Origin of the sequence: Paenibacillus cymbidii (assembly GCF_004764705.1) — a bacterium.
In the GTDB taxonomy this organism is placed as follows: domain Bacteria; phylum Bacillota; class Bacilli; order Paenibacillales; family NBRC-103111; genus Paenibacillus_AN; species Paenibacillus_AN cymbidii.
On record NZ_SHLX01000013.1, the window covers coordinates 236,486 to 251,828 of the forward strand.

Sequence of the window (15,343 nt, forward strand, 5' to 3'; positions counted from 1 at the left end):
GAAAAAATGGTGAAAGCAATGTACGCAAAATAGCCCCCATCTGTGTGGATGACCCTCGATAACTCCCCGTGGTACAATAAAGTCAAATGGGAATCACCAAGATGAGCAGAGAAACTCCCCCGAATTTTTATGATTTTCCGCCAAAAAATCCATAGCATATCGAGGGAATCCGATGAGCAACTCCAGCGTTCAAGAACAAAGCTACGCTCTCTACGATCAAGGTTGGAATCTCATTTTCGTGAACATGAAAGAAGCAGTCAAAGTGATTCAACATGCCTATGAATTATCATTAAGCATTCAAGATCCCGTTGGCATCGCCAAGTACAAAGTCAATATGGCTATTGTTCATTATCAGCAAGGTTCGTTGGAGCTTGCCATACAACTATGCATGGAAGCGATGGCATTTTTCAGTGAACAGGAAGACAGAAACCATCTCGACGGGTTATGCAGATGCTACCTGTTATCAGGCAAAATTTATTGGGATCTCGGGTCCCGTGACAAAGGAATCGATTACCTGACGAAAGGACACGATATTGCGAAAACCAATCAATTTACGGAGTTGGAAGGCAGGGCGCTCGGATTTCTCGCGACCAGCTATTATGACGTTAACGAATATGAACTTGCCCTAACTTACTTCAAACAGGCCTTTACGATGTACGAAGGGTTGCCCGCTCACTCCATGTCGGTACGATTCATCATCACGACAGGATGTATTTATAAAGAATTGGGCGATTATGGACAAGCGCTTCAATACCTGCATCAGGGAGCGGAATTGAGTAGGAGCATCAATAGCCAAACACTCTTGGGCCGCGCCTATAATGACTTGGCCAACACTTATTTCGCGATGAATGATGGAGAGAAGGCAATCCGATATTACAAGCAAAGCTTGGAAATCCGTGAACAGCTCAAACAACCGCAAGGCGTTATAACTACGCTGCTGGATATGGCTTTTTTCTACTTGACGAATAGCGATTATGGTCGGGCTGAAGGTATCGTTAACCAAGCACTGGCTTTGGCTAAAGCATATGACTACAAACCAAAAGTGCAAAGGGCTTATGAGCTATTGTCCGTAATCAATGAGAAAAGGAACGACTTCGAGCAGGCTTATCATGACTTTAAAGCTTTTCACCACATGAAAATTGAAACCGACCAAAGCTCGGCGGAGGCCAGGCTGAACAATATCCGTCTCAGTCATCAGGCGGAGCAAGCCGAACGAGAATTCCAGCTTGCCAAAGCACAAAATAAGGTGCTCGCCGACCTGAACGACAAGTTGGAGAGAACAAACATCGAACTGGATCAAGAAAAACAAAAATCCGACCAATTGTTAGTAAATATTTTGCCCCAGCCGATCGCCGAGCGACTTAAAAACGGCGAGACTTTGATAGCCGATAGCTATGCTGAGGTCACCGTTCTTTTTGCGGATATTGTAGGCTTTACCCCCTTAAGCGCTGAGCTGGCTCCTCATAAGCTGGTCCAATTCTTGAACCGCATCTTTCTCTTGTTTGATGAACTGACTTCCTATCATCAATTAGAGAAAATTAAAACCATCGGGGATGCTTACATGGTCGTTGGCGGTATCCCTCATCCCTCAGTCAACCATACGAAACGGATGGCGGATATGGCGTTGGACATGATTCGGGCCATACAAACGATTTCAATTGAAGTTTCTCATCCTATAGGAATTCGTATCGGGATCCACCGCGGTGCAGCCGTCGCAGGCGTAATCGGATCGAGCAAATTTTCATACGACATTTGGGGCGATACCGTGAATTTGGCCAGTCGGATGGAATCGAGCGGCGAGCGCGACTCCATTCAAGTCACGGAAGCCATCTACCAGGAGCTCAAGGATAGCTACTCGTTTAAGCATCGCGGCCATGTGGATATCAAGGGAAAAGGCCAAATGAGCACTTATTATTTGGTAGGTCCGTCTCCCGATTGTTATAACGATTGAATATGATGTTAGGAGGGAAGACGAGTGGGGAAGGTGATTGGGATCGAACGGAAAGTGACGAAGTTTGGGAACAGCCTAGGCATTGCCCGCTGGAATTGGACCTGACTTCCTCGATACCCTAACTCAAGTTATGAACCAATACGATGACACGCTTAAAAATCTAAAGGATCGTTGATATGGAGATTCGTTATCTAACCGTTCAAGAAGCGATTGCCATCAAATGTAGCTATGATTCTGAACAATAGTCCTGGCGAGCAGATTGGCATCAAAGACAGCGGGTTGTTGGAATCTGCTGTACTACGTTCTCAGTCTTCTGCATTCGGTGAAGATGCATATCCTGACCTTTACGATAAAGCTGCCGCATTATTCGTATCTTTAGGGCAAAACCAACCATTTCAGAATGCGAACAAACGAACGGCTTTCACAGCGTTAGTCGTGTTTCTTCGGTTGAACGGACGCCTATTTGTGATGAATCAGAAAGCAGCGGAAGACTTGACTGTGGACATGGTTAATCATAAGTATTCGTTTCAAGAGCTCCTCGCTATTATTGGGACTCCTTGCAGGCCTTAGTAAGCATGGCAAAAACCCGACCTCACGCGGTCGGGTTTCTCTTGGTGGAGCCGAGGGGCCGCTGATCGTCAAGAAGTTCCATAAGCATAGATGTAGCTACCAAGCCAGTTATGGGACGAATCATGCATCCAGTCTTTTTGAGGAGTGATCACATGAATATGAAATGGACGAAGCGAGTGGTGACGCTGATCTTTTTCATTTTCGTCGCCGGATGCTCGTTTGGAAGCGATCGTCATAAAAACGACGACGTTACGCTCAACTTTTTCTTAAACGTGGGGCGGAGCAGCAACGATTCGAGAAATGCTTTGATCGAGCGGCTTCAAGCCAAATTTCCCGAATACAACTTGCGCTTTATATCCCCCGTGGGTAGTTTTGAAAACGGGAATCGTAATAGGAACTTTGAGGCAGTGATTCGTGACGGCGTCTTTCCTGATCTGCTCCTGGACGAGGCCCACATCGTTCCCCAATATGTACAGGCGGGACTGACAATGGATCATACTCAGCTTGCCAGAAGCGCTGGTCTTGATCTCGGGACGATCGAGACCGCTTTGCTGGAAACAACAAGAGCCTATTCGGAAAGCGGGCAGCTGTACGGAATCCCTTATCGAACCGAGCTGTACGGCCTGATCTACGACAAGGAACGCTTTGACCGGGCCGGGGTCCCTTATCCACGCAAAGGCATGACGTGGCGCGAGCTCATCGCCTTGTCCAGAGCGTTCAACACAGGCAAAGGAGAGGGGCTGGCCGTCGATTGGTTAGGACTGGAATCGCGTTATGACTTGCATTATGTCGATTCGAGAACCGGAGAGCCGATGCCGGACGAAGGAAATTGGCGCAAAGCTCTCAACTTATGGAGCGATGTCTTGGAAATTCCGGGCAACAGCAATAACATCTCCAAAGATTACGCATTGTCTCAGCCGGCTATGTATGCAGGACGCATGGAGGCAAGACCGAACTTGATGACGAATTGGGACCTATTGCCTTATCCTGCTGATGACAGCGGCGAAACTCCCAGAGTGAATCACCTGAAGTGGGTGCTCGCTGTAAGCCCGACAAGCAACCACAAGAACGAAGCCATGAGGATTATTGCGTATATGCTGTCCGAACCGTTTCAAGCCGAGAACGCGAGGAACGGAGAGGCGACGGTGCTGCGAAACAAAGATATCCACGCCAGTTACGGGGCGAACCTGCCCGGATTTTCCGGCAAAAATGTCGCTGCCCTGTATGCGGCCTCCTATCAACAACCAAAACAACCGCTCAGCAAATACGACTTGTCCTGGCGCTTCTCTTCGGCATACGCCTTGTGGCCAATGGGGGATATCTTTACGGAATACGCCTTGTGGCCGATGCGGAATATAAATCTGTACACTTTTGCGCAAGGAGGCATGACCATCGACCAGACGATTCAATCCCTTAAGAACGATACAGCCTCCAACACCACTTCCGTGAAGCCTGTCTTCGAGGAAAGCGCCGAACGGGTCGCAAAAGAAATTAAACGGAATCAAGAACGCTGACTAGCTCCCCATGCGGGATGTGACGGGAGTAGTCTGTCCCCCGATCAATACTTATCGAAAAAATAAGACGTAAGAGGGTTACTATTTAGGACCATTCGAGCGTGCTCGCCCCCCCCCTCTTTATGCATAAAATGCTCTAGTTCTTTCGATCATTTAACTCCTTAATTCATGCATTTATTACATCATCTGAATTTGGAGGCATATCATGTTCTGATTGAGTTTCCTCTCTAAGCTTTCTAAACAACAAGTCGCAAATAAGGATGTACCGAACAGCCTCATCTTTACTTAACGGTGACTCATGGTGGCTCAATGGATTCCTGACCGCAGAGAATATTCCTCGAAATAAAGAGGCCCAACCATCAGCTTCATCTTCAACTTCTCTTTTAAACCTAAGCTTACCTTCTTTTCCAAAAGCATCTCCCATTAGTTTTACACCGACTGATCCACGAGAAGCACCAGATAATCTTCTAACAGTATCCTCCAGCTTAGTTAGTACTGAAGTGACAGCGCCCTTTGGATCAACATCGAATGTACGCGATACAACAAATGTATCTGAGCTTAAACCCCACTTGGGTAATGACTCCGTCATATTGGATATTCTACTCATTCCCCAAACCGTTCCATCTTTAATGCCTTTTTCATGCTCAGTTCTAACAAAGACCTCCCACCATGATGAACCAGACTGCCTTGCACCTAAAATCGAAATATCCTTTTGAGTTGGTTTTCCTTTAACAATACGTTCGAACACTACTTGGGGAACTATTACTTCTTCAATTCTTTGACCAGATGACTGTATCAGCGCTAATGCCATAGATAATCCCCAACCACCCGTCCCTGCATGGGTTCCAAACCCATCAGGAATAATGGTTACTTGGGTACCAATCCAATCCCATGCAATAAATAAAACTTTAGTATGATCTTCAATTCTTCTAGACCAATCTGCTATGACTACTGTGTAGTGGGAAGGTGGTTTAGGACTACGAAGTGTTGTGATTATTGCTTCTAAACAAGAAAAGGTATCCCCACTCATCCCAAGGTATTGAAATTGAAATGCTTTTTCACGATGCATTTCTGGGCCTTCTTTCATTTTGTTGTTTAACTCCTCACTTCAATCATCAACGCATGCGCGGATATGATCATTTTAATATTTTCGCCGCGGCACACATCAATAAGAATTACCATAATGATTTGAGCTCGAAAGTAAGCGGCCACAACAATGTCTATTCCGTACACTGTTGACCCCCATGCTGCCAGTGTGGTATGTGCGGTGTCCTGCAATGTACCGAGGTATCCGAAAGCCTGCTGTAGTGCGGGTTTTCGGATATTGTTCTCTCCTCGTATGACCTTGGTTTTCCTCGTATAATTCGGGGTTGCAGCCACGATAGAACAGATGCACCCAGTATGTACGAATTCTCGGAAGCCTATTGTAATAAGGCTTTTGGGCTTTCGCCTTTTCCCTAGTGTTACCTACCATTCTCACACGAAATCTGTAGTCTGCTAACACCGTGCTACCATGAAAGTAATTTAGCTTGCTTCATCATTGACGGGTTCAGCTTCATTACCATCCATCTCAGCAACATCAGCTATATTGTCTCTGCTAATCGCTTTACCCATTGCCTTCTCGATTCTGTCTAGTAATGCATTTTGCCTAAGACTATAGAATTTATCAAAATCATTTTGATAGAGAGAGTCATTATTGATCACATGCGATTCCAATATAACAACCATACGATCAGTCGTAATACCCGCGCTTTTTTGAAGCCGATCCATATATGAGCTAGGAGCATTCCCACCGATCATTCGATTTGTCTTAGCCGATATCGGAGTCTTGTTAACAATACAATCGCATTTCCGCCAATCGATCCCATTTGTTTGACAGTATGCTCTCGGAAAAATGTGATGAATATCGATACGCTCGTCAAAGTACATTTGCAAATCGATAGTATCTCCACTGCGGAAGTCAAGAGCACCTTCCCTTAATAATATCGCAGAGATCCCCTTATAAGCAGCACTGTTTCTTGTCCGTAAAGTTAACAGACGAGAAGGAGAAAAGTTAGCATCCTGAATTGTTGATGGCGCGTCCTTCCCTTCGATCCAGGCAATTACATCAGGCAGATCCTTCGAGAACCTTGTCTCGATAGCTCCACCATACAGCTCACCTAGAACACCACACCAGTACCATTGAGCAAGCTTTGTGCGTATACCATCATTCTCAGCACGATCTCTCAAGATCGCGAAGATAGCCGCAAGTGGAACAGTTTGTGTGCGATATGGTAAATCTCTAGACGTGAAGATCCGCTGTGCATAAAGAAACTTTGCAACTTGCTCGAATCCTTTGGTCGCCAACTCTGACCAATCTTGGTATTCACTTAATGTGAGCCTCAGAACGTCCTTCCGCTTGCAACTAATCGCTAATTCAGGATTAGATTGCTTCCGTGAGTACGTTGCAAGTAAGGTAACGGTCTGTAAGAAATCCGTATTTTCAATGGATTCTAACACTTTGAATTTATGGATGCGCTTCTCTTTAAACTGCCAATCTGATCGTAAATTGAAGTCTTCTGCTGCATATGTTGCTGTCAGCAATTCAAACGCAGTTAGGGACACACCGCCTGTATTTACTTTCTCAAATACTTGGCAGACCGCTTCTTTGGGATTTTCTTTACGTAACTGGATAAGAGGCACTTGATACTGTTGAAAGCGTTGTATCACTTGTTGAAGCAACATCGTCCATTTTGTCATTCTTTGTTGCATCAATGCTGCATCTGAATTTACAGAGTGGATCGTGTAGCACATTTGCCATTCTGTCAATGCATTGAGGTCAAATACTAATGACAATGGGAAGTACCCAGCATTGCACTCTTGGAACATCGTAGAATAGTCATGGATGATTTCCCCTCTGAAATTCCGAGTCTTTTTATCTTCAGATAATCCGACAATAGCTTCCTCTCTATCACCTAGTGGATCAAGAGCTTTGTTGATATCCAGATAATACCAACGTATGATATCCTTACCTCTAGGATCTCGTGTAAGTACTGGTTTACCTGAAAATAACGATTGGAACAATGAAGTCAAACGCTGCTGACCATCAAGTATCAACCTTTCTGGCTCTGGAGGATGTTCTAAAATGACTCCTTCGACTAAACGTGGCTTAAAACGCACTTCAGAATTTCCTGTTTGAAGCATCATAACTGCGCCGATCGGATATGACAGAGATATACTTGCTAATAAACTACGGATATGCTCGTCATCCCAAACCCAACCTCTCTGAAAATCAGGAAGTTGTGTCTTGCCTTCTTTAATGTTTCGTAATAAATCCAGTAGAGATTCCTTTGTGCTATCGAATGTAGTTACAGAATTCATAGGACACCGCCTTTTCTAAATTGTTCGCACTCCATCACTTTGACAAATCGTAATATCCAGTCATAAGATTGTGTTAATCTACTAAAGAGGTGGCTTCTTAATGCCCGAATACAAGTACGGCAATTCAACGATTGAATATACACTTGAACATAAGCCTGATGTGACAGATATAATTATTTCCGTCGACTGGATCGATGGCGTTAAAGTTGTTACTCCCCCTGAGATTGACGACATAAAACTTCAGGAAGTACAGACCCCACCTATGATCTCTGCGAGGACGACAGACCCAATCAATAATCCAATCAGAATAATCCAATGGGGACTTGGTAAGCTGCGATACAATACAAGGCTACCAATAACGAAGGCAAATCTTAGAACAAAAACGAGCTGCTTTGAGACAGGAATGTTCTTCTTGGCCATTATGTTTCTACTCCAATAAAATAATGATGTATTTCTTTCGCCGCGGCTAATGACCATGCCTATTGACCTATACAGCTTTCGACAAAGCCTTCCATTATCCTTCCACCTATTGCCTATAAAATGTAATAAAGCCCACTTCATTAGCGACATGAGCTTTACTGAATAACAGTAACAAACACAGAAAATCCCTATGAAATTCTATAGGCCTAGTCACAGTACCTCTACTCCGATTCCTGTGAGAGTTGTTTTTGTTCAACCTCATCATTACTAGCAAACCCTTTGAAGCGATAAACTCTGCTTGTGACCTTTCTCCCCGATCCACTGGCCCCTGCGCTTCCATCCTTAACATTAACTCCAAGGCTTCCTTCACCACTGGTATCGTAGAATTCTTCGATTTCGACCTCTAATGCATTCTCAATTCGTCGTGCAATTGCTACTTCTTGTGCAATGCGAGCCTGATATTCAGCAATTCTACTTTCAAGCTTAAGACGCTCAGCTTCTAGCTTAAGTTCTTCAGGGTTACCTTTTTCAGCTATTTCCTTTGATTTGTTAATGCTTGCTACAGCAACATCATAAATCAAATTCGCAATTGAAGCTCCTGGTATAACGGATGAAACGGCATACTTCGCTGCTGCTTTCACATTGTTAATTGACATCCTAATACCTCCACGGGTTCTTGTTCATACACTCAGTGTGCAGATTGGCTGTGAATTACAGATTTCGACACTTATTGTGCATCTCCTCTTAACTATGTCTTATCGTTATCGGTCAGTTCGATTATAATGAGGGGAAAGCCATGCGCCCTTGATCGATATCCCCTGCCTTCTGGTATAGTACAAGAATTACTGGAGGGTGGGGGATCTCCTAATAGATCAAGTCATTCATTTCATTAAGCACCGCTTCGCTCTTTGATACTGCTTCACGGGCTACAAAACAAGCGTTTCAAGCCCTTCGAATCACCTCGCGGAAGACAATTTATGCCAGAAAGATCGGGGATACGATACACGTGAGCATTGATATTAAGGAGCCATGGCGTTATCTTGACGCTCAAATACAGGGTACGTTTGAGAAAGAGTTGGAGCATGAATTAAGTTCGGCGCATCCGCTGTATCACAGGAAATTGACAGCAGTGGCACGAAGCTATGCGTCCGAAGATGTGCTGTTCCACGAAGCCAGTACCGATCAATATTACCTTATACATTTGACTTGGAATCGGAGCAACAATGATACGTCCCCCGTATTCCAGACATTCCCCACATTAAATGCATTCATTCAACACTGTACGGATACCTTTCAGTTTCATGAAGATTAACTACGAAAGGACAAACAGTTTTGTATATACCAACCGCACTTGAGCTTTTGTCGGCCTTCGGGACGGAACCCGAGCTTTTGGATACAGTAACCGAATCGTTGCCGTTCGAATACAATCAAGCAACATATCGATTTTCTAACGAACGAGAGGGATTCTGTGTAATCATTTTCCCAGCCTCAGATCAATTCCAACTGACTGTAACCGATCTCGTTAACCAAGAGGTCGTGATTCTGTTCGATCTTCAACGAGTGGACAAACTGGAGATTTTGGCTGATAACAAAGAACGCATGGCTCTTCTCTTGACGTTGATTCATGATGACATAATGCAAACCCTCCATTTGGAATTCAAGCCACGTTTCAAATCCTTTTTTAAGGAGAATTTGAATCACTAAATCATTAATACAGCTTAACATTCATAATCATTTGAATGGCGGTATCCAATAAACGGGCGGCCAAAATACTTCTAATGCCCTTCATAGGGTGACCAAACTCCAAGCATGTCAAGGCTTCCACAATCGCCACGAATAGAGAACGAAACAAACAAGACACCCACCAGGTGCCTCTTCTGATAAGGTTGGTGGAGCCGAGGGGAGCATTGAAATCTCCATTGAACTTGCTGCCAAAGCCAACTCGATGTTGACTACCTTGGCGGTAGATTTCAATCCCGTGCTCGTCCGCTTCACTCTCTGCGCGCGGACGAACCCCTCAGGGGTTCTCCTAGGACCCTCGATTTCACCATGAAAAAAACCGACCTCATTCGGTCGGTTTCATCATGGTGGAGCCGAGCCGTGGCTATGCAAAATTACAATCCTCCGTCGCGTAATGTTCCGGAAGTTTGGGGAGGTGGCGTAATTTCAAAATTAGAACTGGAGATTAGGATTAAAGTGATACAAGGTGCTTCGTGTATGGTTCCAGCAAAAACAAAAGTTGCTCCGTAGTTTCCTGCACATTGCCAGGCATAGAGTTATTGATCCACCATTCCAATACGCCAATAAACCCAGAAGCCAAAAAATGAGTGGTTACATCATTTGAAAATGCGCTGTTTTCCGACTTTTTACCGATAACCTCGGTTACTGTTTGAGCAATGACGGCATATAAGCGGTTGCGGAAAAATCCAAATCCCTCATTGCTAAGAAGCAACTTGTATATGGTGAAATTTTTCTCCAAATATTCAAATATGCTTTGAAATGCGCTTGCGTTTAGAGTGGTGTCAGCACTATTGGCACAGTGATTCAATAGCCGCTCAACGTATGTTTCAATGCACTTGTCAAGCAAGTCGAATTTATCCACGTAATGTAGATAAACAGTCCCTCGGTTTATGTTTGCGCGTTCGGCAATGTCATGGATGGTTATTTTCTCAAAACCTTTTTCAGCCAGAAGATCGATGAAGGCATTCATAATCGACTGCCTTGTTTTTTGTATTCTTCTATCCACAACATTTCCCCCCGGCCATTCAACAAATTAGCGCAATGCGTTGAGTTCTCAACAGTTAGAGCAAATGCAACTATTGAAATACTCCCCACAAATCAGTACGCTAATAATATCAAACACTTGTTGAAAATTCAACTCGTGTTCATTGAGGGGAATGGATGATGAAAATACTATTTTTGGGCCGCGGCACTATAGGGACACTGTACGCTTGGGCGTTTGAAAATGCAGGCCATACCGTTGAGTTTTATGTCCGTGAAGGTAGGAAAATGCAATATGGCTCCCATGTAAACCTAGAAATATGGGATGCGAGGCGGAGTAAAAAGGATCGGCTAGTCAAAGAAAAATGGCCTATTGTAACACATGAAGAAATAAAGGAAGATCACGACTATGACCTCATTTTTATGAGTGTCAACCCCGAGCAAGTATCAAGTGTGGTAAATTACCTTGCGCCACGAGTGGGAAATGCAACCGTTCTGTTTTTCAATAACTTTTGGCAAGATCCTCGACTAGCTGTTCAGCCGATTCCGGTCAGTCAAGTTGTTTTTGGCTTCCCCGGCGGTGGCGGTGGATTTGAAGGAAACAATCTTTACGGCGGTGTTTACAAGACGGTTCAGTTTGGAACATTTGAATACGCGCCTACCAGAAGAGATTTGGAGGTTCGCAAGCTTTTTGCTGAGGCAGGTTTCAAAATAGTGGTTAAAAAGAATCTTCAAAGTTGGCTCTGGAATCACTTCGCATTCAACGTTGCAATGGAAGTCGAAGTATTAAAGAGTGGCAGTTTTAAAAAAGTAATTTCTTCACCCGAAGCGCTCGCTGGAATAGGTCGTAATGTGAAAGAAATGATCCCTGTTTTGAAAGCTAAAGGCTCCAAACTTGATGTTATGACAAGGGTCGTGAGTGCCCTCCCGCCGAGAGTTGTTGGATTTCTTATGAGTAACGTTATTTTTTCACCTAATAGCATGGCCTATGCACTTGTCGCGCATAACCACTTCAAGGTTGGTTATGCCGTAAAGGAAGTTATATCGGAAGCCAGAAAGCACGGCATACAGGCACCACGGCTTTACGCCGTAGAAAGTCTGATTAAGGAATAGAGCGAGCGGCTTTCATGACTGTCAAAGATGTTAGAGGAGGTGGCTAAGATTTCAAGCCTATACTTTCCGAAGGCGATATCCCCTTTCATTCCCGACTAAACCACACAACTCACATAGCTATGAACATTTCAGGTTTGTGTGTATATTCAACCGATTTTCTTATTCGATCGCCAAATGAATATCATGATCGCTATGCCGAAGATGATCGCAACTGCAAATCCGATGGCAAACAGCCAGCCGAAATTGCTGGTCATCGCTACGGGACGATAAACCAATAACACCAGGGCCAGACTGATGAGGATAGCGCTCGTCAATATGCTTAAGGCAAGGCGGTTAAACATCTTGTTGACTTCTCGGATGATCGGTTTCACTTGCTCCATATTGATTTGTACTTCAAGATCGTCGGCACTGACCTTTTTTAATGCCTTAAGAAGCAGATGCGGCGCCTCTGAGGATAAAGTTAGCCAATCGAATGCCGTTTGCTTGAGCTTCCCCTTCCGTCCCGAACGCAGCTTGCGTAAATACAGACGTGGAGTTTGGACGGATATAAACTCGGTCAAGTTGAATTCGGGGTCCAGACGCTTTCCGATTTCCTCGCCCATCATGATCGTTTTCGCCAAAAGAGCGAACTGACCCGGGACATGGATTTGATTGCGATACAGCAATTGCAGCAGATTCTGAATGGCCCGGCTCATATCGATTTCTTTCAACGTTCCTCGAAGGTGCAATTCCAGGAAGTCATGAATTTCCCGACTCAGCTTTCCACGAGTGGCTTGATTTTGTTCGTTGTCAAGGCTGATTAAAATTTCGGAAATTTGATCTTCGTCCCTTTTGGAAATGGCCAAAAACAAGGAAACCAGCTTCGAACGGCTTTCTTCGTCGACCTCCCCGACCAAGCCGAAGTCAATGAGCGCAAGGGTTCCGTCTCTTTGAATAAACACATTGCCCGGATGCAGATCGGCATGGAAAAGGCCATCTTCAAAAATCATTTTCAGGAGAACTTCCGCACAATTCTGCGCCAGTAATGGAGTGTTTATGCCAGCTTCGGTCATGGCCGCTGCATCGTGAACATGATATCCTTCGATTTCTTCCATCACGATGATTCTCTTCGTCATGAGTTCCAAATAAACTTTAGGAATATAAAGCTTCGAGCTTCCACGGAAATTTTCGCGGAATCGCTCCATATTGTTGGCTTCCTGTTTATAATCCAATTCTTTCAGCAGAGATATCCCGAATTGTTGAACCAGATCCGGAATATCGACAACTTTGCCCAGACGCAACCGATTTTGCGCCAATCGAGCGATCTCGCCGATGATCTCCAGATCCTCCCTGATTTTATGCTCGATACCTGGCCTTTGCACTTTTACGATAACCCGTTCACCTGTGATCAGCACAGCACGATAAACTTGGGCAATGGACGCTGAGGCTAACGGCGTTTCGTCAAAGGCGGCAAACAACGACTGCCACCCTTCTCCGTATTCCTCTGCCATATGCGCTGCGATGACGTCAAAATCAAGTGCGGGCACGGAGGACTGCAACTTGGATAGTTCCTCGATGTACGCCGACGGCAGCAGATCCGAACGGGTGCTCAAAATCTGCCCCATTTTAATAAAAGTCGTTCCGAGCTCTTCGAATGCCTCCCTCAGATGCCTGGGTTGCGTAAGAGACTCCTCAGTCGTCGTATGTCGGGCGTTGTCACCGTGAACCGGAACCAGTTGGCTTAATCCCAATCGATTGATCAACAGCCCGAATCCGTGTTTGAACAAAACCTTGGCAATCTCCCGATACCTTTTGGAATAGATGCGTACTTTCGTCAAATGAAGCCCTCCAATGTATCATTCGTATCGCAAGATCGATTTCAGGTTTCGCCCGCTCTTTCTTCCCTTTCATCATAACGTAATCCCGTTTGTCTAACAAATGAGCCGCGACGGCTTGTTTGGCACAATTTGCGATTTCAGATTGATCCTTATAATCGGGTAACATTGGGCGAAATTTTATAGGTAGTTGAAGTGGTGATGGACGGCGCCGCTTCGAGCTTCAGGGTCTGACAATTATGGTATAATCCAACTTGAAAAATGTAACACAGAACGAAGAGAGGAATCGTGAGCAATGACGGCAGCAGGTACAGCCCCGCTTGGTCTAGCCCTTGAAGGTGGCGGCGCGAAAGGTGCATATCATATGGGCGTTGTGAAAGCTTACTTGGAAGAAGGATATACTTTCGGCGCGATTACCGGGACATCGATCGGCGCACTGAACGGAGCTGTCATCGCCCAAGGTAACTTCGAAGCTGGTTACCGCATGTGGGAAGAGATGGACCCGCTATCGATCTTTGACTTGGAAGAGTCCGAATACCAACAATTGACTCAACTGAAAATCGACAGAAGCACACTTCGGCAAATGGCGGCCACAACGAAAAAACTGATCGCCAGTCGCGGTATGGATACGAGCAAAATCCGGAAATTAATTCTCAAAGTTATCGATGAACGCCGGTTACGTGAGACTCCGATTGACTTCGGCCTTGTTACTGTGTCCATTACGGACCGCTCGCCATTAGAGCTTTATAAAGAGGATATTCCACATGGTAAAATGATCGACTACCTCATTGCTAGCGCATCCTTTCCAGGATTTCAGCCGGCTAAAATCGATGATAAGCTTTTCCTCGATGGCGGTTTTTATGACAATTGCCCGATCAATATGGTCGCACGCAAAGGATTCAAGCATATTATCGCGATTAGGACGCTTGGACTCGGAATTACGCGAAAAATCGCGTACCCCGACGTCTCAGTAACGCAAATTGTTCCCTCGGAAAATTTGGGGGGAATGATGAATTTCAATAACGAGCTCATTCAACGCAACCTGAAGATGGGTTACTTTGACGCCAAGCGTCAACTCGAGCAATTGCTGGGAGAGAAATATTATTTTTCCAACGACAGTAAACACGAAGAAAAATGCACACATATGATTAACTCCATCCCTGACAAAACGATCTATTCGTTGGGACGTATGCTAGGTGTGGGGGGATTGCCGCCGCGGAAGGTGCGACGCACACAAATTGTGGAGAAGCTAACAGCGCTTATGGAGTTGCCGATCAAAGCACCGTTGCCGACGATGATGATACGGTTAGCGGAAACGTTAGCCGCAGCAAAAGGGATCGACAAATATCAAGTGTATGGGTTCAACGATTTTTGCCGTACCGCCCGAGTCGGTCCGTTGAAGTGCACAGTTGGCTTTGGCGCCAAGCAAGTGGAAATATGTATGGCAGCGCAAAAGATCTTTGACTCTATTGAGCTTTAATTCGCCGTTTTGTTACGGCATGCCAATTGTTCCTAGTCGGGCTAGGCGCGTATTCAAGATGACCGATCTGGAGGGCGAGAAAGTGCGGCTCGAAGTGAGAATCGCTGCGTGCAGGCTGGACGACGAATCGAAAACCGTAATCACCGAGGACGTCCTTCGCCAGCTTTTCGCCGAGTTCAAGGGGTTTGTCACCACGTGGATCGTACCCGATACATATATTATCAATTTTCCCAGCAACATCAAGAATCCACAACCTCACGCGGTTGTGGATTTTGCGTATTCCGGTAATGTTTGGACACTCATTCCGAAAAGATTTGGACACCTATTCCGGTAATATGTAGACAGTCATTCCGAAAAGTATTGGACACTCATTCCGGAAATGGTTGGACAGTTTCTCTTT

At 45.1% G+C, this 15,343-nt stretch carries 11 protein-coding genes; 6 read left to right on the top strand and 5 right to left on the bottom strand.

Annotated elements, in window-relative coordinates:
* Nucleotides 1-172 precede the first annotated feature (172 nt).
* The 3 genes from EXY20_RS19305 (at nucleotide 173) to EXY20_RS19315 (ending at nucleotide 4,035) form a co-directional block, all read left to right on the top strand.
* A complete protein-coding gene (locus tag EXY20_RS19305; protein WP_135553723.1) occupies nucleotides 173-1,951 on the top strand; it encodes an adenylate/guanylate cyclase domain-containing protein in 1,779 nt (592 codons plus the stop codon).
* Between the two features lie 228 nt (nucleotides 1,952-2,179).
* Nucleotides 2,180-2,521 (top strand): type II toxin-antitoxin system death-on-curing family toxin, encoded by a 342-nt coding sequence (locus EXY20_RS19310; RefSeq protein WP_407944930.1) that lies wholly within the window; start codon nucleotides 2,180-2,182, stop codon nucleotides 2,519-2,521.
* Nucleotides 2,522-2,673: 152 nt separating this feature from the next.
* Nucleotides 2,674-4,035: an ABC transporter substrate-binding protein gene (locus tag EXY20_RS19315; RefSeq protein ID WP_167859369.1), complete on the top strand. Its 1,362-nt coding sequence runs from the start codon at nucleotides 2,674-2,676 to the stop codon at nucleotides 4,033-4,035.
* 166 nt (nucleotides 4,036-4,201) lie between these two features.
* On the opposite strand, the gene EXY20_RS19320 is transcribed toward EXY20_RS19315, so the two are convergent.
* The 4 genes from EXY20_RS19320 to EXY20_RS19335 form a co-directional block, all read right to left on the bottom strand.
* Nucleotides 4,202-5,122, bottom strand: coding sequence for a TIGR02391 family protein (locus EXY20_RS19320; RefSeq protein WP_135553725.1), 921 nt, complete (start codon nucleotides 5,120-5,122; stop codon nucleotides 4,202-4,204).
* 437 nt (nucleotides 5,123-5,559) lie between these two features.
* Nucleotides 5,560-7,395 carry a GmrSD restriction endonuclease domain-containing protein gene (locus tag EXY20_RS19325; protein WP_135553726.1) on the bottom strand — a complete coding sequence of 612 codons (1,836 nt, stop codon included), beginning with the start codon at nucleotides 7,393-7,395 and terminating at the stop codon, nucleotides 5,560-5,562.
* Between the two features lie 641 nt (nucleotides 7,396-8,036).
* Complete coding sequence (locus tag EXY20_RS19330) at nucleotides 8,037-8,471, bottom strand: hypothetical protein (RefSeq protein ID WP_135553727.1); 435 nt, start codon at nucleotides 8,469-8,471, stop codon at nucleotides 8,037-8,039.
* A 1,535-nt stretch (nucleotides 8,472-10,006) separates the two neighbouring features.
* Complete coding sequence (locus EXY20_RS19335) at nucleotides 10,007-10,561, bottom strand: TetR/AcrR family transcriptional regulator (protein WP_167859370.1); 555 nt, start codon at nucleotides 10,559-10,561, stop codon at nucleotides 10,007-10,009.
* Nucleotides 10,562-10,719: 158 nt separating this feature from the next.
* On the opposite strand from EXY20_RS19335, the gene EXY20_RS19340 reads away from it, so the two are divergent.
* Nucleotides 10,720-11,649 carry a ketopantoate reductase family protein gene (locus EXY20_RS19340; protein ID WP_135553728.1) on the top strand — a complete coding sequence of 310 codons (930 nt, stop codon included), beginning with the start codon at nucleotides 10,720-10,722 and terminating at the stop codon, nucleotides 11,647-11,649.
* Between the two features lie 146 nt (nucleotides 11,650-11,795).
* On the opposite strand, the gene EXY20_RS19345 is transcribed toward EXY20_RS19340, so the two are convergent.
* Nucleotides 11,796-13,466: an ABC1 kinase family protein gene (locus EXY20_RS19345; RefSeq protein ID WP_135553729.1), complete on the bottom strand. Its 1,671-nt coding sequence runs from the start codon at nucleotides 13,464-13,466 to the stop codon at nucleotides 11,796-11,798.
* Between the two features lie 292 nt (nucleotides 13,467-13,758).
* Between EXY20_RS19345 and EXY20_RS19350 the strand changes: the two genes are divergently transcribed.
* Both EXY20_RS19350 and EXY20_RS19355 read left to right on the top strand, forming a co-directional pair.
* The gene (locus tag EXY20_RS19350) at nucleotides 13,759-14,943 is read left to right on the top strand and encodes a patatin-like phospholipase family protein (RefSeq protein WP_135553730.1); all 1,185 of its coding nucleotides are present in this window, start codon (nucleotides 13,759-13,761) and stop codon (nucleotides 14,941-14,943) included.
* A 58-nt stretch (nucleotides 14,944-15,001) separates the two neighbouring features.
* Nucleotides 15,002-15,277, top strand: coding sequence for a hypothetical protein (locus tag EXY20_RS19355; protein WP_135553731.1), 276 nt, complete (start codon nucleotides 15,002-15,004; stop codon nucleotides 15,275-15,277).
* Nucleotides 15,278-15,343 lie beyond the last annotated feature (66 nt).

Coding starts and splice junctions, on each gene's coding strand:
- EXY20_RS19305 (WP_135553723.1), top strand. CDS start 173: ATGAGCAACTCCAGCGTTCAAGAACAAAGCTACGCTCTCTACGATCAA.
- EXY20_RS19310 (WP_407944930.1), top strand. CDS start 2,180: ATGATTCTGAACAATAGTCCTGGCGAGCAGATTGGCATCAAAGACAGC.
- EXY20_RS19315 (WP_167859369.1), top strand. CDS start 2,674: ATGAATATGAAATGGACGAAGCGAGTGGTGACGCTGATCTTTTTCATT.
- EXY20_RS19320 (WP_135553725.1), bottom strand. CDS start 5,122: ATGAAAGAAGGCCCAGAAATGCATCGTGAAAAAGCATTTCAATTTCAA.
- EXY20_RS19325 (WP_135553726.1), bottom strand. CDS start 7,395: ATGAATTCTGTAACTACATTCGATAGCACAAAGGAATCTCTACTGGAT.
- EXY20_RS19330 (WP_135553727.1), bottom strand. CDS start 8,471: ATGTCAATTAACAATGTGAAAGCAGCAGCGAAGTATGCCGTTTCATCC.
- EXY20_RS19340 (WP_135553728.1), top strand. CDS start 10,720: ATGAAAATACTATTTTTGGGCCGCGGCACTATAGGGACACTGTACGCT.
- EXY20_RS19350 (WP_135553730.1), top strand. CDS start 13,759: ATGACGGCAGCAGGTACAGCCCCGCTTGGTCTAGCCCTTGAAGGTGGC.
- EXY20_RS19355 (WP_135553731.1), top strand. CDS start 15,002: ATGACCGATCTGGAGGGCGAGAAAGTGCGGCTCGAAGTGAGAATCGCT.